General features: G+C 69.6%; 18 protein-coding genes. 8 read left to right on the forward strand and 10 right to left on the reverse strand.

Annotation, left to right across the window (positions count from 1 at the left end):
• Positions 1-41 precede the first annotated feature (41 nt).
• The 5 genes from F6W70_RS14605 to F6W70_RS14625 all read left to right on the forward strand — a co-directional run bounded on the left by F6W70_RS14605 (position 42) and on the right by F6W70_RS14625 (position 3,993).
• Positions 42-1,016 carry an ABC transporter ATP-binding protein gene (locus F6W70_RS14605; RefSeq protein WP_082524387.1) on the forward strand — a complete coding sequence of 325 codons (975 nt, stop codon included), beginning with the start codon at positions 42-44 and terminating at the stop codon, positions 1,014-1,016.
• A gap of 1 nt (position 1,017) precedes the next feature.
• Positions 1,018-1,773, forward strand: coding sequence for an ABC transporter permease (locus tag F6W70_RS14610; RefSeq protein ID WP_055877508.1), 756 nt, complete (start codon positions 1,018-1,020; stop codon positions 1,771-1,773).
• Positions 1,774-1,801: 28 nt separating this feature from the next.
• Entirely contained in the window at positions 1,802-2,911 is a 1,110-nt protein-coding gene (locus F6W70_RS14615) for a sensor histidine kinase (RefSeq protein ID WP_151487119.1), read from the forward strand.
• Positions 2,905-3,534: a response regulator transcription factor gene (locus F6W70_RS14620; RefSeq protein WP_055870611.1), complete on the forward strand. Its 630-nt coding sequence runs from the start codon at positions 2,905-2,907 to the stop codon at positions 3,532-3,534. Before F6W70_RS14615 ends, F6W70_RS14620 begins: the two co-directional genes overlap by 7 nt.
• An 84-nt stretch (positions 3,535-3,618) precedes the next feature.
• Positions 3,619-3,993 carry a VOC family protein gene (locus tag F6W70_RS14625; RefSeq protein ID WP_055870613.1) on the forward strand — a complete coding sequence of 125 codons (375 nt, stop codon included), beginning with the start codon at positions 3,619-3,621 and terminating at the stop codon, positions 3,991-3,993.
• Here F6W70_RS14625 and F6W70_RS14630 read toward each other — a convergent pair.
• Complete coding sequence (locus tag F6W70_RS14630; protein WP_055870616.1) at positions 3,990-4,385, reverse strand: VOC family protein; 396 nt, start codon at positions 4,383-4,385, stop codon at positions 3,990-3,992. The genes F6W70_RS14625 and F6W70_RS14630 overlap by 4 nt on opposite strands.
• Before the next feature lie 39 nt (positions 4,386-4,424).
• Positions 4,425-6,074 carry a thiamine pyrophosphate-binding protein gene (locus F6W70_RS14635; protein ID WP_055870619.1) on the reverse strand — a complete coding sequence of 550 codons (1,650 nt, stop codon included), beginning with the start codon at positions 6,072-6,074 and terminating at the stop codon, positions 4,425-4,427.
• Positions 6,075-6,237: 163 nt separating this feature from the next.
• Here F6W70_RS14635 and F6W70_RS14640 point away from each other — a divergent pair, with 163 nt between their 5' ends.
• Positions 6,238-6,747 carry a phosphoribosyltransferase gene (locus F6W70_RS14640; RefSeq protein WP_151487120.1) on the forward strand — a complete coding sequence of 170 codons (510 nt, stop codon included), beginning with the start codon at positions 6,238-6,240 and terminating at the stop codon, positions 6,745-6,747.
• 10 nt (positions 6,748-6,757) lie between these two features.
• Here F6W70_RS14640 and F6W70_RS14645 read toward each other — a convergent pair whose 3' ends face one another.
• Positions 6,758-8,281 carry an ATP-dependent DNA ligase gene (locus tag F6W70_RS14645; protein ID WP_151487121.1) on the reverse strand — a complete coding sequence of 508 codons (1,524 nt, stop codon included), beginning with the start codon at positions 8,279-8,281 and terminating at the stop codon, positions 6,758-6,760.
• A gap of 110 nt (positions 8,282-8,391) precedes the next feature.
• Between F6W70_RS14645 and F6W70_RS14650 the strand changes: the two genes are divergently transcribed.
• Together F6W70_RS14650 and F6W70_RS14655 are read left to right on the forward strand one after the other, a co-directional pair.
• Positions 8,392-8,793 (forward strand): hypothetical protein, encoded by a 402-nt coding sequence (locus F6W70_RS14650; RefSeq protein ID WP_151487122.1) that lies wholly within the window; start codon positions 8,392-8,394, stop codon positions 8,791-8,793.
• Between the two features lie 11 nt (positions 8,794-8,804).
• Positions 8,805-13,604, forward strand: a complete 4,800-nt coding sequence (locus F6W70_RS14655) for a DUF5724 domain-containing protein (RefSeq protein ID WP_151487123.1) — start codon at positions 8,805-8,807, stop codon at positions 13,602-13,604.
• A gap of 9 nt (positions 13,605-13,613) precedes the next feature.
• Here F6W70_RS14655 and F6W70_RS14660 read toward each other — a convergent pair whose 3' ends face one another.
• The 7 genes from F6W70_RS14660 to F6W70_RS14690 form a co-directional block, all read right to left on the reverse strand.
• On the reverse strand, positions 13,614-14,384 hold the full coding sequence (locus F6W70_RS14660; protein ID WP_151487124.1) for an enoyl-CoA hydratase/isomerase family protein: 771 nt from the start codon (positions 14,382-14,384) through the stop codon (positions 13,614-13,616).
• Positions 14,385-14,397: 13 nt separating this feature from the next.
• Complete coding sequence (gene paaE / locus F6W70_RS14665; protein ID WP_151487125.1) at positions 14,398-15,561, reverse strand: 1,2-phenylacetyl-CoA epoxidase subunit PaaE; 1,164 nt, start codon at positions 15,559-15,561, stop codon at positions 14,398-14,400.
• Position 15,562: 1 nt separating this feature from the next.
• Positions 15,563-16,057 carry a 1,2-phenylacetyl-CoA epoxidase subunit PaaD gene (gene paaD / locus F6W70_RS14670; protein WP_151487126.1) on the reverse strand — a complete coding sequence of 165 codons (495 nt, stop codon included), beginning with the start codon at positions 16,055-16,057 and terminating at the stop codon, positions 15,563-15,565.
• The gene (gene paaC, locus F6W70_RS14675; RefSeq protein ID WP_055870631.1) at positions 16,051-16,914 is read right to left on the reverse strand and encodes a 1,2-phenylacetyl-CoA epoxidase subunit PaaC; all 864 of its coding nucleotides are present in this window, start codon (positions 16,912-16,914) and stop codon (positions 16,051-16,053) included. Before paaC ends, paaD begins: the two co-directional genes overlap by 7 nt.
• Positions 16,911-17,216 carry a 1,2-phenylacetyl-CoA epoxidase subunit PaaB gene (gene paaB, locus F6W70_RS14680; protein ID WP_017828375.1) on the reverse strand — a complete coding sequence of 102 codons (306 nt, stop codon included), beginning with the start codon at positions 17,214-17,216 and terminating at the stop codon, positions 16,911-16,913. Before paaB ends, paaC begins: the two co-directional genes overlap by 4 nt.
• Positions 17,216-18,190, reverse strand: a complete 975-nt coding sequence (gene paaA, locus F6W70_RS14685) for a 1,2-phenylacetyl-CoA epoxidase subunit PaaA (protein ID WP_055877528.1) — start codon at positions 18,188-18,190, stop codon at positions 17,216-17,218. Before paaA ends, paaB begins: the two co-directional genes overlap by 1 nt.
• 87 nt (positions 18,191-18,277) lie before the next feature.
• Positions 18,278-18,697, reverse strand: a complete 420-nt coding sequence (locus F6W70_RS14690; protein WP_151487127.1) for a pilus assembly protein CpaE — start codon at positions 18,695-18,697, stop codon at positions 18,278-18,280.
• Between the last annotated feature and the right edge of the window lie 48 nt (positions 18,698-18,745).

Below are 18,745 nucleotides of genomic sequence, written 5' to 3' on the forward strand. Positions count from 1 at the left end.
GCCCTCCGGTCTCCTCGCCCTCGGCGGAGGAGGCTGGAGGCATGAACAACACCTCCGTGGACGGGTCGGTGACGCGGGCCACCGCTCGACCGGTATCCGCCGCCCCGATCGATGACCCCGTGGTGCTCGAACTGAGCGCCGTGAAACGACACTTCGGCACCGGCGACCGCCGCGTGCAGGCCGTCGACGGGGTGGACCTGTCGATCCGGCGCGGGGAGGTCGTCGCACTGCTGGGACCCAACGGCGCGGGCAAGACCACCACGCTCGACATGCTGCTGGGGCTCACGCAACCCAGCAGCGGCACCGTGCGGGTGCTCGGCGTCGCACCGGAGCGCGCCACCTCGAGCGGAGCGATCGGGGCGGTGCTGCAGACCGGCGGGCTCCTGGGCGACCTGACCGTCGGCGAGACCGTGCGCCTCATCGCCTCTCTTCACGGTGCGCAGGCTCTCGGCAGAGTGGACGAGGTCCTCGCCAGAGCCGACCTGGAGCACCTCGCCCGCCGCCGGGTGTCGAAGTGCTCCGGGGGGGAGCAGCAGCGCGTGAAGTTCGCGCTCGCGATGGTCTCCGACCCCGACATCCTGGTGCTCGACGAGCCCACCGCGGGTATGGATGTCACGGCACGCCGCCATTTCTGGGACGTCATGCGTGCGGATGCGGATGCCGGACGCACGATCATCTTCGCCACCCACTATCTCGAGGAGGCGGAGCAGTTCGCGCGCCGAACCGTGGTGATGCACCGGGGGACCGTGGTCGCGGACGCCCCCACGGCGCTGCTGCGGGCCAGTCTCGGCGAGCGGACCGTCTCGGCGACGGTCGACGAGGGCGCGGCGACCCTCGTCGCGACCTTGAGCGCGACCGACGGCGTCGTCGCCGTGCGACTCGACGGAGATCGTCTCAGCCTGCGCGCCGCGGATTCCGATGCCGCCGCCCGCATCCTGCTCGAAGGCGGCGCCCACGACCTGGAGATCGCCGCCCCCACTCTGGAAACCGCCTTCACTGCTCTGACGGAGAACTGACATGCTCGTCTCACCCACCATGCTGCGTATCGAAGGCGTCCGCCAGCTGCGCAACCCCTACACGCTCGCGTTCACCCTGGCGATGCCGGTCGCGATGTACCTGCTGTTCGGCGCCGGGATGGGGTACGGCTCGCTCTCCGCCGGCCACGGGAACGTCTCGTTCTACGTGATGACCTCGATGGCCGCCTACGGCACGGCGGTCGCGATGAGCTCGCTCACATCGCTCGCCGCGACCGAGGCGAAGCAGGGCTGGGGGCGCCAACTCGCCATGACCCCGCTGACCACCGCCGGATACGCGCTGACGAAGCTGCTCACGGCCGTGACCTTCGCGGCGCTGGCGCTGGTGGCGGTGTTCGCCGCCGGGATGATGACCGGTGCGCAGGTGGAAGACGGCTGGCGCTGGGTCGCGACGGCGGGCATCATCCTCGGGATCGGCCTCATGTACGGACTGTTCGGGCTCGGCGTCGGGCTGTTCTTCAGCTCGGACTCGGCAGCGGCTCTCGCCTCGATCTCAATGACGTTCTTCGCGTTCTTCGGCAACGTGTTCATGCCGCTCGACGGCGTGATGCTCGACATCGCCCGATTCACGCCTCTGTACGGCTTCGTCGCCCTGAGCCGGTGGCCGCTCACCGACGGGGTGCTCACGACAGGACAGACCGACCCGCTGTGGATGCTGTTCCTCAACGTCGTCGTTTGGCTCGCGCTGTTCGCCCTGCTGGTCATGATGGGCATGAAGCGCTCCAGGGCGCGGCAGTAGCGGTGCGCGACGACAGTAGGTTGGACGGATGACGCCACACGCGAAGCGCGAGACGAACAGCGCCACGGGGAAAGACCCGTGGGCGCGGTTCGGGTGGCTGATGGCCGTGATCTGGCTCGTCTTCCTGGTGTATCCGGTGATCGCGCTCCTGCGATCCGAAGCGCCGCCGGCCTGGGTGATCGTGGGCTGGGTCGCCCTGGTCGCGTTCATCGTGCTGTACGTCACCGGCTTCATGCACGGCATGCGCGGTGGCGGGGGACTCGGACGTACGCCGTCGACACGGCAGTGGATCACGTTCGCAGCGCTCATCCTGTGCGCACTGCTCTCGGTACCGGCGGAGGGCGGATCGGCGCTCAGCTTCCTGCCGTTCGTGATGTCCTTCGCCTCGTACGGTCTGACGCGTGCGTGGCATTGGATCACGACCGTCGCGGCGGTCGTGGTCACGGCGCTGTGCGTGTTCCTGCTTCCCGGCGGGATGAGCTACCTTTCGATCCTCGCGATCGTGGCGCTTCTCGGAGTGGTCAACACGGTGTCGACCTGGCTCATCCTGCGCTCGGCGGAAGCGGAGCGGCTCGGCCTCGAGCTGGCGACGAGCGAGGGGCGCGAGGCCGTGGCCCGTGACGTGCACGATCTGATCGGTCACTCCCTGACGGTCGTCGGCCTCAAGGCGCAACTGGTGCGGCGGCTGATGGACTCCGATCCGGAACGCGCCAAGGCCGAGCTCGCCGACATCGAGCGGCTCACGGCGGAGGCGATCGCCGGGGTCCGCTCGACGGTGGCGGGAGCGCGGGTGACCACGCTCGTCGAACAGCTCGCGTCTTCTCGGGACTCGTTCCGCGCGGCCGACATCGAGATGCAGGTCGAGGGGGAGCCGAGCGCCCTGTCGCCGGTGCAGGCGATCACCGCGAGCTGGATTCTCCGCGAGGCGACGACCAACACCCTCAGGCATGCGCGGGCGCAGACGGTGCGGGTGCGGTTGCTGCCGGGGCGGCTGGTGGTGGAGGACGACGGGGTGGGCATCGGTGCGGCCGAAGGCAACGGCATCCGCGGCATGCGCGAGCGCGCGGCGGCTGCGGGCGCGGCGTTCGCGCTCGGCGCGACGGAAGACGCGGGCGCGCGCGTGCAGGTGACGTGGTGAGCGTTTCGGCCGGTGACACCATCCGGTTGCTGATCGCCGACGACCAGGCGCTCGTGCGCGGCGCGCTGGGGGCGCTGCTCGAACTCGAGCCCGACCTCACCGTGGTCGGCATGGCCGCGGATGGCGCGGAGGCTGTGCGACTCGCGGAAGAGCTTCGTCCTGATGTGTGTCTGATGGACATCCAGATGCCGGGGATGGACGGGGTGGAGGCGACGCGACGCATCAGGCAGGCGAGCGCGGGGACGCGCGTGCTCGTGGTGACGACGTTCGCGCGCCCCGGCTACCTGCGCTCCGCCTTGGATGCCGGAGCGAGCGGTTTCATCGTGAAGGACACCCCTGCCGAGGAGCTCGCCGAAGCCGTGCGGCGCGTGCGGTCGGGACTGCGGGTGCTGGATCCGGTGCTCGCCGCCGACAGTCTGTTCGACGGCGCGAACCCGTTGAGCGACCGGGAGCGGGAGGTGTTGCGTCTCGCCGCGGACGGGCGCTCCGCCGCCGCGATCGCCTCCGAGGTGTTCCTGTCGGCGGGAACCGTGCGAAACCACCTCTCGGCGGCGATCGGGAAGACAGGGGCGGCGAACCGGGCGCAGGCCGTGCGGATCGCTCAGGACAAGGGATGGATCTGACGCCGCTTCGGTGTGGCGGGACGTCGGCGGCCGCGCGTACGGTGGACGCCGACGGGCGACGACGCCCGACAGGAGGAGTGCGTGATGGACTGGAAGATCGAGCTCATCTTCGTGCCGGTCACCGATGTGGACCGCTCGAAGCAGTTCTACGAGAAGATCGGCTTCACCGCCGACTGGGATCAGACGCCGACCGAGGGACTGCGCTTCGTGCAGATGACACCACCGGGCTCGGCATGCTCGATCGCGTTCGGCACGGGGCTGGGCATCGACCTCGAACCGGGCACGCAGAACACGATCCAGGTCGTGGTGCCGGATGCCGACGAGGCGCTGGCGCATCTGCAGGGCCTCGGCGTGGAGGCACGCGGCGTGCAGGACCTCGACTGGGGGCGGTTCGTGTCCTTCGACGATCCGGACGGCAACTCCTGGACGCTGCAGGAGCTTCCTGACTACGGCGCCTAGACGACCACGTCCGCGACGATCTCGATCTTGAAGCCTGCGGCGTTCTCGAGCCAGCCGGCGTAGTGCCGGTCGCCACCGGCGTGCGGGTAGCGGTCCGTGTAGAGCGGGTGCCAGCCGTGGGCGGGCGCCTCGGCCATGATCGCATCGACCGCGTCGCGGGCACCGCCGTGGAACGCGAGGTGGTTGAGGCCGGCGCGTCGGCGATCGTGTGCGGCGTGTGACAGGTTCGGCGACGTCGTGAGGGTGAGGTAGGCGTCGCCGGCCATCCAGGACTCCCCGCCGGGCCACTCGCCGTCGAGCGTGAAGCCGAGCCGGCCCAGCACCCAGCGCCACTGCGCGCGCACCTCATCGAGGTCGGCGATCCACAGTTCGACGTGATGGAGACCCGGCATCGTCCGAGTCTGCCAGGTGAAGGGCCGGCGACGGATGCGTCAGGAATTCACGCGGATGATCTCCTGCTGGTACGGCGCGATGACGTCGCCCGAGATGCGCAGGTCGAGCAGCAGGAAGCGTCGCGTCGCCGTGTCCTCCTCGGCCCAGCTCGCGAGGCGGTCGAGGTCGGAGAGCGTACGCACGACGACGCCCTCGGCTCCCACGGCCGCGCCGAACGCGGCGAAGTCGACCTCGGGGATGCGCATCGGGCCCTCCGCCAGCCCCTTGAGGCCGTAGAGGTTCACCTCGGCTCCGTAGGCCGCGTCGTTCCAGACCACGGCCATGCCGCGGCCGCCGGCCGCGCGCACGGCGGACTCCAGATCGGCGATCGCCATGAGTCCGCCGCCGTCACCGGAGGTGAGCACCACGGTCGACTCGCGCCGTGCCAGGGCCGCGCCCACGACGCTCGGCCATCCCTGTCCGATCGACTGGAACGCCGTGCCGACCATCATCATGCGGTCGGGAGCCGCAACCGGCCAGTACATGTTCGCCCACCCGATGAAGTGCCCGCCGTCGGAGACCACCACGCGGTCTTCCGGCAGCAGCTCGGCGATGCGTCGGGCGGCCGAGCGCGGGTCGAGCCGTCCGTCGGGAGCGAGGTCGTCGCCGGCGTCGTACGTGCGCGCGGCGGCGACGTCGACCGTCTCACGCCAGGGGTGCGCCGACCCGGCTGTACCGATCCGGGCCACGAGCTCCTCTGCGGCGAGCCGGGCGTCGGCACGCACGAAGCCTCCGACGTGCGCGTGCGTCGCCGCCGGTGCCGTGTCGATCTGGAAGACGCGGGTGCCCGGCGCGAACAGCTCACCGAAACGCATCGTGAACTGGTTCAGTGCGGCGCCGAACACGACGGCGACATCGGCGGAGCGCACGAGCTCCATCGCACCGTCGGCACCGAAGCCGCCGGTCACGCCGAGGTCGTACCGCGTGTCGGGGAAGACCCCGCGGCCGAGAGCCGAGGAAGCCGTGAGCGCGCCGGTCGCTGCGGCCAGCTCTCCCAGTGCGGAGCTCGCTCCGGACAACCATGCTCCGCGACCGGCCAGCAGGAAAGGCCGCTCGGCGCCGGCCAGAGCGGCGGCGATCTCGTCGAGCATCGCGTCGGCGAATTCACCGCGCGGGGCGAGAGGTGCGGGGATGCGCGGCGACGGCGCCTCCGGCACCTCGCCGGCCTCGAGAGCTGCGACGTCATACGGGATCGCGAGGACGACCGGCACCCGGTAGGTGAGGGCGTGCTCGATCGCGATGACGGTGGTGGCGGCGGCATCGGCCCGCCCGACGGTATAGGTGCGGGCGCCCACGGCGGAGGCGAGAGCGATCTGGTCGACATCCCACGGGCGGGGACCGGAGGTGGGTTCGTCACCGACCACGAGCACGAGAGGCACGTGCGCCTGCACGGCCTCTGCGAGCGCGGTCAGGGTGTTCGTGAAACCGGCGCCGTACGTCGACGTGCCCGCGGCGATGCGGCCGGACGCGCGGAAGTGGGCGTCGGCGGCGACCACGGCACCCTGTTCGTGGCGCACAGCGGTGAACACGGCATCCGTCTGCGTCTCGATCGCGTCGAGGAAGTAGGCGTTGCCGTTGCCCATCACGCCGAAGACGGCGTCGATGTGCTGAGCGAGGGTGAGGGCGACGTGCGCGGAGACGGTGGGCATGCGAAAGCCTTTCGAGACAGGGACGGAGGAACTGCGGGATCCGTATGTGTCTCGCCTCCGCGTCTTCGCGAAGTGCTTCGTGCCTCTTTTTCAGGCACCGGCCGGGCCGGACCCGCTCAGTCTACCGGCGGGGGAGCAGCGCAGGATGCGGGAGAATGCAGGAATGACTGATGCAGAGATCGAGCGCGAGACACTCACCTGGGACGGCTTCGGGGCGGCGACGCGCGATCTCGCGCGCGACATCCTCGACAGCGGTTTCCTGCCGGAGGTCGTCGTCGCGATCGCGCGTGGCGGTCTGCTCCCCGCCGGGGCGATCGCGTACGGACTCGGCGCCAAGAACTGCGGGGCTATCAACGTCGAGTTCTACACCGGGATCGGCACTGTGCTCGACGCCCCAGAGGTTCTGCCTCCCGAGCTCGACATGGCCTATCTCGACGGCCGCCGGGTGCTGCTCGTCGACGATGTCGCCGACTCGGGTCGCACACTCGCGCTCGCCGTGCAGCTGCTGAAGGAGAAGGGCGCCGACGTGCGCTCGGTCACGATCTACACCAAGCCCTCCACGATCATCCAGCCCGACTTCGCGTGGAAGGACACCGATCTGTGGATCGACTTCCCGTGGTCTTTCCGCGGGACGGTCCGCGAAGAAGACCAGGGCCTCGCGCCGTCAGCGTGAGGCCGGCGGGTCAGCCGCGCAGCAGGGAGCGCAGCGTCTGGATCGTGTCGGCCTCGGCCGGCGACTTGTCCTGCCGGTAGCCCTTCACCCGGGCGAATCGCAGGGCGACGCCCCCGGGATATCGCGGTGAGCGCTGCACGCCGTCGACCGCGATCTCCACGACGAGTTCGGGGCGCAGGAACACGGTGGACGCCGTGCGGTGCGACTCATGCCCGGGGAATTCGGCGGTCTGCCACCGCAGGAGCTCGTCGGTGAGGCCCTTGAAGGTCTTTCCGACCATGACGTAGCCGTCGGCGTCGCCGAATTCTCCCGAGGGATCACGGGCGCCCAGGTGGAGGTTCGAGAGCCAGCCGCGGCGGCGGCCGGAGCCCCACTCCGCCCCGAGCACGACCAGATCGAAGGTCAGCACCGGTTTGACCTTCACCCAGGACTTGCCGCGCCGACCGGCGGCGTACGGCGCATCCACGGCCTTGATCACGACGCCTTCGTGTCCGGCGGCGAGAGCATCGCGCGACAGCTGCTCGGCGGCATCCGCATCGTCGGTGACGATGCCCGGCATCCGCCAGTCGCCGACCACGCGTTCGAGCTCGGCCAGACGGACGGAGAGCGGTTCGTCGATCAGGTCGCGCCCGTCGACGTGCAGCACGTCGAAGAACCACGGTCGCAGCACGAGCTCGCGCGACACATCGGCACCGAACCGCGACATGGTCTCCTGGAACGGGCGCGGCCCGCCGTCTTCGTCGAGCGACAGCGTCTCGCCGTCGAGGATGACGTCGTGCGCCGGGAGAGCGCGCACGATCTCGACGATCTCGGGCACGCGGTGCGTGATGTCGGCCAGGCTCCGCGTGTAGACGCCGACCTCGTCGCCGTGCCGATGCACCTGGATGCGGGCGCCGTCGAGCTTGTACTCGACAGAGGCCCGGCCGGTGACCTCCAGCGCGGCAGAGGGCGTCGCAGCCGTCGCGGCCAGCATGGGCAGAACCGGGCGCCCGACCCGCAGGCCCACCGCCTCGAGGTCGCCTTCGTCTCCGGTGAGTGCGACGCGGGCGGTCTCGCCGAGGTCGCCCGAGAGCATGGCCGCGCGCCGGACGATGGCCGCAGGGTGGTCGGCGGCCCGCGCGATGGCATCGAGGAGCACGCCCGAGAGGGCGCCGGTGCGCAGCTCGCCGAGCATCGCGCGGGCGAGGAAGTCCCACTCCGCGGACGTGGCGCGAGAGGCGAGGTCGCCGAGGATCCCGCTGCGGGCTGCCGCCGAGCCGGAACCGGAGGTCGCGGCCAGCGCGTCGAGCGCGGCATCGACATCGCCGACGCTCAGCGTGGGATCGACGGCGTGTGCGATCTCGATCGCTGTGAGTCCGCGCCATCCGACGCCGAGCCGGCCCTGGCGCGGTGACGCGAGCAGCAGCCCCATCAGCGCGGGCAGCTCGGCCGGATCCGCGCGCACGAGCAGCTCGGCGAGGGAGTCGATCTTGGCGAGCCTCGACGATGTGGCTCCGACGCGGTCGGCGGTGGTGACGAGCTCAGCGAGCATCATGTGGGCATTGTCGCACCGGGGCCGGACATCCGCATCCTGGTCGACCGCCCGGGTGAGCCGCGGGGTAGCCCCGTCAAGAATGTCCGAGGCCGCATGTCACAATGAGTCGCATGATCGTCGAGACCGCAACGCTGGGCAGTCGTGCGGTTGGGGAGACCCTCACGATCCACGAGCTCGACGGCCGTCGCTCCCTTCGTGCTCTGCTGCGGCCGCTGGTCGCGCAGGGGCTCGCCGCCTACGACGCGCATCGGTCTCGTTCGGCACTGCTGCAGATCCTCACTCCGGTCGATTTGATCGAGGGTGCGGAGACGGGCCGTTATGGCCGTGAGCCGCGAGCCCTCCCTGCGGCTCCGACGCTCGACGCCGCCCACGCGCGCGCCGTCGAGGCCTTTGCAGACGAGCTCTTCCTCGCCTTTCTTGACGATCTCCGGATCACCGACCTCGACGACATCGTCACGATCGAACCGCATTCCCGGCTCCGGCTGGTGCGACTGGTCGCGCTGACGGGATAGGGAATCAGTTGTTGACCGCCGAACAGGCCCACGAAGAACTGCAGAAGAAGTGCTCCTGTGATCACAACGGTCGACGCCCGATCCGCGCGAGCGGCATGGTGGCACCACGTCTCGCTCGACGCATCGCGGAGAATCTGAACGATCGGTCGGGAGACTTCGACGCCGTCGTCCGTGAGGAGCTCAAGCAGCAAGCGGCGGCACTCGCCACCGAACTCGATCAACTCTCCGACGGGAAGCTCCGTAAGGTCCTCGTCGCGCTGTGCCCTCCGCTCGGAACCGAGCTGGCCGCCTGGTGGGAGCGGGCGAGGTCCGAGCGCTCCGCCGACACGCTGTCGTCGAGGTGGGTGACGCTCGACACGCTGCTGAGGCACGTCAACCACTACCCGCATCCGGTCGAGTGGCAGGCGACCTGGCTGCTGTACTTCGGGGAGTACACGCCGCTGGGCGAGGTCTTCGCCTCGGTGCTCGACGCCGGGAATCCCGAGGTGCGACGCATCCTCATCGACAGCCTCGAAGGCACGCATCCGGTCGGCGGCCCGTCACGGGAGGGTTATCGGGCGCTGCTGGCGGCGAATGACCCGGCGGCGTGGGAGTTCGTCGGCAGGCAGCTGCTGGAGGCCGGGCGGGCCGAGGGGCTGCGTCAGACGATCCTCGAAGCGGCGCCCGCCGGTCACCCCGATGCGTTCGCGTTTCTGCTCGAGCTCATCGTCGAGAACGACCTCGTGCGGTTCTCCAGCACGATCCATGCGCTCTCAGGGTGGACGCGGGAGACGCTCGACACCCGGCGATCCGCTCAGGCTGCCGAAGCCCTCGCGACGCTCGCGACGGTCACGCGAACCCCTCCCTCGACCGAGCAGCTGCGTACCGGTTCGCGAACCGAGGCATTCCTCGGCCTGTGGGCGCTCGCATTCCGCGACATCGAGGCGACCATCGCCGCAGCCTCCGTGCTCCTGGCCGAACCCGATGCGGGGAAGCGCCTCGCCGCGGCGCGGATCCTCGTCATGCTCGCTCGCCCCGCCGCCGCCGATGTTCTCGTGACGGCCTTCGCGGATGGAGATCTCGCGGTGCTGCGCACCGCGCTGGGGGCCTGGTGGGTCGACGGTGGCTTCGTGCGCGGGCCGGCTCCGCTCTCGGAGGGAGCCCTCTCCGTGCTGCGAGAGCGCGTGCACCAGGTAGGGGTTTCGCAGAACATCGACACGGGAATCCTGGCTTCTCGCATCGAGGCTCTGAAGCGGTCGGACCTCGTCGACCTCCTCACGGCGGCTTCCGGCCCCGATGAGATCGACCTCACGATCGCCTCGGCGGACGCGCGCCGCTACGCGGTGGCGAAGTTCGCCAAAGACCCCACCAAGTACCGTGCGGAGCTCTTCACCCTTGCGCTGGACGTCTCCTGGCATGTGCGCACCTCGGCACGCGTCGCCCTCGAGATCGATGAGATCACCGGTGAGGAGGCGCTGCTGCTCGAGAAGGCTCTGACGCGCAAGACCGACGACATCCGCAAGACGGCGCTCCAGCTTCTCCAGAAGCAGGGTCCCGACGCTGTCGAGGCGACGCTGGCGCGCCTGCGCGCCGGGAAGCCCGAGCAGCGGCGCGCGGCCGATGAGCTGGCGCAGCTCGCGGGGCTCACGGAGAGCGGGGCTGGAACCGCGCAGGCGGCATCGACGTCACCGAGGGACCCAGCTGCGCAGGACGAGCCCACCGGCGCGCTCCGCTCCGACGCGACGACGACCCCCACGGGCACTGCACAGCTGCCCGCTCTTCTCCACTACGGTGTCGAAGATCGCACGCCGGCCGTGCGGCCGATCGCGCCCCCGACATCACGATGGGCGATCTACCACCCAGGGGCGCGACGCATCTGGCAGTCGCTGGGCGCCTGGCTCGACGAGCACGCAAGTGTCGAGGTGCACACTCCCGGCGGCGTCGAACTCCTCTCCAACGTCAAGGGCGTCGCGCGCAACGAGGACGGTTCAATGCCGCTCGAGGCTCTCGTGGAACCGTGGTGGGAGCGCATCAGCGCGGACCTGGTGGACGGCGGGGTCGAGCTCGACCTTCTGCGGCTGCTCTCAGCGGGCACCTATCCACTGGCGAGACAGGTCATCGGTGATCTCGGGGAGGAGGTCAACCCGTCGACTCGATCGCTCCGCCTCTCGTTGATCGAGCATCTGGCTCGTCGAGAGCGGAGGTCGACGTGGGTGGATCCTGTGCTCGACCTGATCGATCTGGAGGCCTCCCAGCTGCCGGTCGAGGAGCTGATCGGACCGCGGAACGTGCAGATCCTATCGAATCGTCATGCCGGGGTCGATCCCCGCGAGAGCGCCGGCGCGACCAGGTCGGCGCTCGGCTCCTTGGATCCTGCCGCGCTCGATGACGGGCAGCTCGACCGGCTGTGGCGGACGCTCCGCTTCATCGACGAACCGGAGGGCGTCGTCGATCAGTGGAGCGGAGAGCGGATCGAGCTCTCTCCGCTATCTCGCTGGCATCCGGCCAAGGTCGTCGTCGACCAGCCTTTCCGGTTCCGGCCGCCGCTGAGATTCGTGATCGAGGCGTTCGAGCGCGGCATCGCCAGCCGCGCCGATCTCATCGACCACGTCGTCACGCATCCGTCGCTGAACTGCGAGCTCAATGTCATCGAACCCAATCCGCTGGCGCTGTTCAGTCGGATCACCTCGGCGAGCCCGCAGGTGCAGAGACTGGTCGAACAGGTGCAGCGTGCAGTGGTCGACCTCGAACTGCCACGTGGCGAGTTCCCGACGCCGAACTCGGTCATGGCGATGGCCCTGCAGCGGGCGACCGGCGCCGAGAGCCTGGTCGCGGTACTGCAGGCGCTCGGGCGTCGTCCCTTCGTGCGCCGCTATCTGTACGTCTCGGATCGCGACGGTGTCTTGTCCCACCTGGTGCGGATTCACACTCCCGGGGCGGACGAGACCGTCGAATCGGTGGGCCGAGCTTTTGCCGGCTCGAAGATCCCGGAGAGCCGCATCGTCGAGACCGCGATGTACGCCCCGCAGTGGGCGGAGCTGTTCGAGCAGCACCTCGGGTGGCCGGGGTTCGCCTCAGCGGTCTGGTGGGTCCATGCGCACACCCCTGCGGACTTTTATGAGATCAAGGGGTGGGTCCGTACGGAGAGAGCGAGCGAGATCCACCGGCGCACACCGGTGACCGACGAGGACCGCGAGGTCGGCAGTGCCGACGTCCAGTGGTTCGCGCGGATGCACGCAGAGCTGGGCGACGACCGTCTCGACCGCGTGCTCAAGGCGGCGAAATATGCCTCGACCGCCGGGCAGCAGAAGCAAGCGGAGCTGTTCGCGAACGTGCTGCGAGGCAGGACCGGCGAAGACGAGCTGCTCACTCGCATGCACGAAAAGCGTCACCAGGACGCCGTCCGCGCGTATGGTCTACTGCCGCTGTCGGGCGATTCGGATGAAGTCCTGCGCCGCTACGAGGTGCTGCGCGGTTTCGTCCGCTCGGGGAAGACGTCAGGACCGCAGCGTCGTGCGACCGAGACGGCCGCCGTGCACACCGCGCTGGAGAACCTCGCGCGGGCGGCCGGATACCGTGACCCGCAACGTCTGACGTGGGCGATGGAGGCGAGGACCGCCGCAGACCTCGGCCGCGGTGCCGTCACTGCCGTCGACGGCGACGTGACGGTGAGCCTGAGCATCGACGATCTGGGCATGCCGGTCATCGAGGTCGACCGCGCCGGGAAGCCGCTCGCCGCGGTGCCTGCCAAGAGCCGCAAGGTGGAAGGCATCACCGCTCTGACTGTCCGCGCTCGCGAACTCAAGAAGCAGGCGCAGCGGATGCGCGAGTCGCTCGAGGCCGCCTGCGTCGTCGGCGACGTGATCGACGCCGAAGAGCTTTCCCTTCTGCAGTCGCACCCCATTCTGGGACGGATGCTTCCCGAGCTGGTGATGGTCGACGGCGAGGGCCGAGCCGGATTCCTCAGCGCCGGGGGAGACGAGCTCATCCTGGCCGATGAGTCGGTGATCCGTGCGGTCGGTGGTCTGCGCATCGCTCACCCGCTCGATCTGCTGACGAGCGGCGATTGGCCCGACCTGCAGCACGCGGTCATGACACGCGGTCGGCCGCAGCCGTTCAAGCAGCTCTTCCGCGAGCTGTACGTGCTCAATGAGAACGAGCAGGCAGAGCAGGGGATCTCCTCGCGGAGGTATGTGGGCCACCAGCTCGACTCTCGCCGCGCTGCCGGACTCTTCGCTGCCCGCGGCTGGGTGCGCGATCACGGGCTCGGCTACGAGCGCACATTCCACAACGAACGGATCATCGCGTTCTGCAACACCTCTGGTGGTTGGGGGACTCCGGGCGAGGTCGAGGAGGCCGTGACCGACGACGTCCGGTTCGGGAATGTCGGTTCGCGTCTCGCGATCCCGCTGTCGGAGGTCCCACCGCGGGTGTTCTCCGAGACGATGCGAGACCTCGATCTCGTGGTGTCGGTCGCGCATGTGAGCGGTGTCGACCCGCAGAGCTCGGAGTCGACCATCGAGCTGAGAGCGCGCATCGTCGATGAGACGTGCCGGCTCCTCGGAATGCGCAACGTCGAGGCCGACGGGCATCACGTGCGCATCAAGGGAGCGCTGGGCACCTACTCGGTGCACCTCGGATCGGGCATCGTGCATCGCATCCCGGGGGACACGCTGTTCATCATCCCGGTGAGCGCGCAACACCGCGGGCGCGTCTTCCTCCCATTCGTCGACGACGATCCGCGTACGGCGGAGATCGTTTCGAAGGTCGTGATGCTGTCCGCCGACGACAAGATCAAGGACCCGACGATCCTGCGTCAGCTGGTGCGCTGACCGGCGCGCTCAGCGCCCGTGGAAGACAGGCGTGCGCTTCTCCTGGAAGGCCGCGAACCCTTCGCGGTAGTCATCGGTGTCGCACAGTGCGGCCTGTGCGGCGTTCTCGATGCCGACCGCGTCCCACAGCGCGAGCCGCTCGTCGCGGATACGGGCGATGAGCTCCTTGCTCGCGAGGAACGCCGCCGTCGCGCCGCGGGCAGCGGTGGCTGCGGCATCGGTCGTCGCCTGCACGACCTCGTCATCGGGGAAGACGCGCGAGAACAGGCCGGAGGCCACGGCCTCGGCGCCGCTCATGAGGCGCCCCGTGTAGATCAGGTCGAGTGTCTTGTGCGCCCCCAGCCGGTCGAGGAACAGGGAGTGTCCACCTGAGTCGAGGGTCGCGCCGAGTGCGGCGAACGGGGACCCGATCTTGGCCGACTCCGCGACGTACACGACGTCCGTCGCGATGAGCAGCCCGAGTCCGACCCCGAGGCAGGCGCCGTGCGCGACGGCGAACGTCGGTGCGGGGAAGCGCGCCATGCGCTGCAGCAGCGGGGTGACGAGGCCGCCGAGATAGCCGAGCACATCGTCGCCCCGAGGGTCGACCCCCGAGATGTCCCGCCCGGCGCAGAACGCGCGCCCTTCGCCGCGGAGCACGAGGGCGCGCACACCGGCGCTCTCCGCGGCCTCGTAGGCGGCATCCAGATCCGCCAGGGCCCTCTCGTCGAGCGCGTTCAGCTTCGACGGTGCGTTCAGGACGATCGTCGCGACGTCGTCGGCGATGGCGAGGTCGATCATGGGGGCCTCCGGGTCAGACGTCGTAGTCCACGACCACGCGGTCGCTGGTCGGATGGGACTGGCAGGTGAGCACGAATCCGCGCTCGAGCTCGTCGGGCTCCAGGGCGTAGTTCTCGGTCATGGTCACGCTGCCCTCGATCACGCGGGCACGGCAGGTGCCGCAGACACCGCCCGCACACGCGAACGGCGCATCGGGCCGCACGCGCAGTGCCGCGTTGAGCACCGACTCGTGCGCGTCGACCGGGCTCTCCACGGTCGAGGAGACGCCGTCGAGCGTGACCTCGATGCGCACGGTCTTCTCGCCGGCGCGCACCTGCACGGGTCGGGCCGCGCGAGCCGGTTCGTCGCCGGTGGTGAACAGTTCGAAGCGGATGTGCGAGCGCTCGACCCCGACGTCGGCCAGCACCTCGCGGCAGAGGTCGACCAGGGCGAGCGGTCCGCACAGGAACCACTCGTCGACGCTCGACGGCGGGATCAGCGTGCCGAGGATCGTGCGCAGCTTCTCCTCGTCGATCCGCCCGGAGAGCACCGGAGCCGCCCGCTGCTCGCGGGAGAGCACATGGTGCAGCACGAGTCGGGTCGGGTAGCGGTCCTTGAGGTCGGCGAGGTCTTCGAGGAACATCACGTCGAGCGTGGCCCTGTTCGTGTACAGCAGTGTGAACCGCGACGTCTCGGACCGCGTCAGCACCGTGTGGGCGAGCGCCATCAGCGGCGTGATGCCGGAGCCGGCGGCGATGCCCACCACGTGGCGGTCGTCGAGGTCGTCGAGCGCCGAGGTGAACGTGCCCTGCGGGCTCATCACGTCGATCTCGAATCCGGCGTGCAGGCCGGTCTGCGCCCAGGTCGAGAAGAGTCCGCCCTCGTCGCGCTTCACGGCGACGCTCAACCGGGTGTCCTGTCCGTCGTCGCGGTGCTCCGGCGCACGGCACAGCGAGTAGGAGCGCCGCACCTCGACGCCGTCGAGGGTGGTGCGCAGCGCGACGTACTGGCCGGGAAGATGGTCGTACTCGTCGGCGAGTGCGGCGGGCACGGTGAACGTCACCTCGACCGCGTCGTCGGTGAGTGGGCGCACGTCTTCGACGGTGAGGGTGTGGAAGCGGGCGCGCGTGCGCGGAGCGGCCGCGCGCGGCGTCGTCGCACGCGGGAGGGAAACCGGCGCGGAGGTGAAGAGCGACATGTCAGTGCACCTTGAAGTGATCGAAGGGCTCGAGGCAGGCGCGGCACTCGAACAGCGCCTTGCACGAGGTCGAGCCGAAGTGGGAGACCTCGTGGGTGTCGAGCGACCCGCAACGAGGGCAGCGCACGCTCAGCGAGAGGCGGATGGGGCCGGTCGAGACGGCAGCCCGGCCGGAGGGCGGCGCGATGCCGTAGGCCGCGAGCTTGGTCTTGCCTGCCTCCGTCATCCAGTCCGTGGTCCAGGCGGGGGAGAGGACAAGGCGCACCTCGACCTCGTCGAAGCCGGCGGCGGTGAGGGCGAGGATCACGTCGTCGCGGATCGTGTCCATCGCGGGACAACCGCTGTAGGTCGGGGTGATGTCGACGTGGACGCTGGTGCCGTCGACCTCGACCGCACGGAGAACGCCGAGGTCCTCGATCGTGAGGACGGGCACCTCGGGGTCGGGGACGGAGGCGGCGATCCGCCAGGCGGCCTGCGTCGGGGTGAGGGTCACCATGTCGCCCCCGGATGCCGTCGGGCGAGCACCTGCATCTCGGCCAGGATGTGTCCGAGCGGCGTCGCGTGCGCGCCGTCGCGCCCACCCGCCGACGAGGACATGACGGCGGGAACCGACACGTCCGCCTCGGCGAACACGGTGTCGACCACGCGGTCGAACGCGGGGCGCAGGCTCGAGGGCCGCGCGGCCGCATCTCCGAGCCGGTCGATCAGGTCGTCGTCGCGGAACAGCTCGTCGACGTACGGCCAGACGTCACCGATCGCCCGGATGATGCGGGTGCGGGACTCCTCGGTGCCGCCGGCGAGTCGCAGCATCCACTGCACGGCGTGATCGCGGTGGTAGTCGACCTCCTTGAGCGACTTCTCGGCGATCGCGGCGAAGGTCTCGTCGCTGCTGGCGCGCAGGGCCGAGTACAGCTCGAACATGTAGGTGGCCACCACGAACTGCCGCGCGATGGTCTGGGCGAAGTCGCCATTGGGCTGCTGCACGATCCAGGCGCAGCGGAACTCGGGCTCGTCGCGGAAGAAGGCGAGATCGTCTTCGCTGCGGCCGTCGTACGAGCCGGCATAGTGCAGGAAGGAGCGTGCGTGGCCGAGCAGGTCGAGCGCGATGTTGCCCAGGGCCACGTCCTCCTCCAGCTCGGGGGCGCGCGAGATCCAGGCGCCCAGCTGCTGGGACAGGATGAGCGCGTCATCGCCGAGGCGCAGTGCATACTCGGCGATGTCGGCCGACGCGGCGACCGCGCCGGTGCCGGAGAGCTCCTGCGAGAGGCTGATCTCGTCGACGGAGACGTCGCCGTGGATGTCGCCGTGGACGTCGGTGCCCTCGTGCGCGGTGGTCGGGTGCGGTGCGCTCACAGGTGCGGCACTCCCTCGGAGGCCGTGTAGTACACGGCGTGGCGGTAGTTCTTGCCGGCGGGGCTCTCGAAGTACGCGCCCTTGGCGTCCGGGTCGCTCGTGGTGATCGCGTCTGCCGGCGCGACCCAGATCGAGACGCCCTCGCCGCGGCGCGTGTAGAGGTCGCGGGCATTGCGGATCGCCATCTCGGCGTCCGGCGCGTGCAGCGAGCCGACGTGCACGTGGCTGAGGCCCCGGTTCGCGCGCACGAAGACCTCCCACAGGGGCCAGGGTTCGCGCTCGTCTGCTCCCGGCGTCGCCATCACGCCACCGCCTTCGTCTTGAGGGACTGCTTGCGCGCGTACTCGGCCGCGGCCTCGCGCACCCAGGCGCCCTCTTCGTGCGCGGTGCGGCGCCGTTCGAGACGCTCGGCATTGCACGGTCCGTTGCCGCGCACCACCTCGAAGAACTCGTCCCAATCGATCTCGCCGATCACGTACTGGCCCGTCTCCTCGTCGAAGCGCAGGTCGGGGTCGGGCAGGGTCACGCCGAGGATCTCGGCCTGGGGCACGAGCATGCCGACGAACCGCTGACGCAGCTCGTCGTTCGAGAACCGCTTGATCTTCCACTTCATCGACTGCGCCGAGTTGGGGGACTGGTCATCGGGCGGCCCGAACATCGCGAGACTCGGCCAGTACCAGCGGTTCACCGCATCCTGGGCCATCGCGCGCTGCTCCTCGCTGCCCTGCATGAGGGTCAGCAGGATCTCGAAGCCCTGGCGCTGGTGGAACGACTCCTCTTTGCAGACCCGCACCATGGCGCGCCCGTACGGGCCGTACGACGCCCGGCACAGCGGCACCTGGTTGCAGATCGCGGCGCCGTCGACGAGCCAGCCGATCGCGCCCATGTCCGCCCAGGTCGGGGTGGGGTAGTTGAAGATCGACGAGTACTTCGCCTTGCCGCTGATGAGCTGATCCATCATCTCGTCGCGCGTGGTGCCCAGGGTCTGCGCTGCGGAGTAGAGGTAGAGGCCGTGGCCGGCCTCGTCCTGCACCTTCGCCATCAGGATCGCCTTGCGCTTGAGGCTCGGCGCGCGCGTGATCCAGTTTCCCTCCGGCTGCATGCCGATGATCTCGGAGTGCGCGTGCTGGGAGATCTGCCGGACCAGCGTCTTGCGATACGCCTCCGGCATCCAGTCGCGCGGCTCGATGCGCTGCTCGTTGGCGATGAGCTCGTCGAAGAGACGTTCCTCATCGGAGATCTCGCCCACCAGGGACAGGTCTGCGGCACTGGTCATCGTCGACTCCTCGGCATCCGGTCAACTTTACTGACCGATCGTTAGGTAATTCTGACACAGAGGACGGTCGGATTCAAGGCGCGACTCTCAATGCGAGCGGGAGATCAGCTCCAGGAGGGCTCGCCCGTAGGCCTCGGAGGGGTCGGGATGCTCGAATGCGAGCGCATCTCCGTCGATCTCGATGTCGACCCGGAAGGTGTCGTCGAGGCGCACCAGTGCGCGGAAGGTGCCCCGGAGCAGGTCGCGCAGCTGATCCTCCCTCGGCAGCCACACCGCATCCGCGAGCGTGACCGCGTCGAGAGCCCACTCGGTGGTCCCGTTGAACGCCAGGTCGGTGCCGCTCGGAGTCTGTCGGGCCTCGATCGTCATCTCGCTGACGGTGAAGACCTCGGCCTCCGCCTCGAGTTCCACATCGTCCGGCAGGTCGAGCTGGAAGCGATCGCCCTCCGCGGGGTGCCAGACGAGTCCGCGGTCTCGCAGGGCGACGGCGAGCTCACGTGTGATCATGTCCTCACGCTAGACGAACGGACGCGCCCAGGGGCCGGCGAACCTGGG

Origin of the sequence: Microbacterium maritypicum (genome assembly GCF_008868125.1) — a bacterium.
GTDB classification, from domain to species: domain Bacteria; phylum Actinomycetota; class Actinomycetes; order Actinomycetales; family Microbacteriaceae; genus Microbacterium; species Microbacterium maritypicum.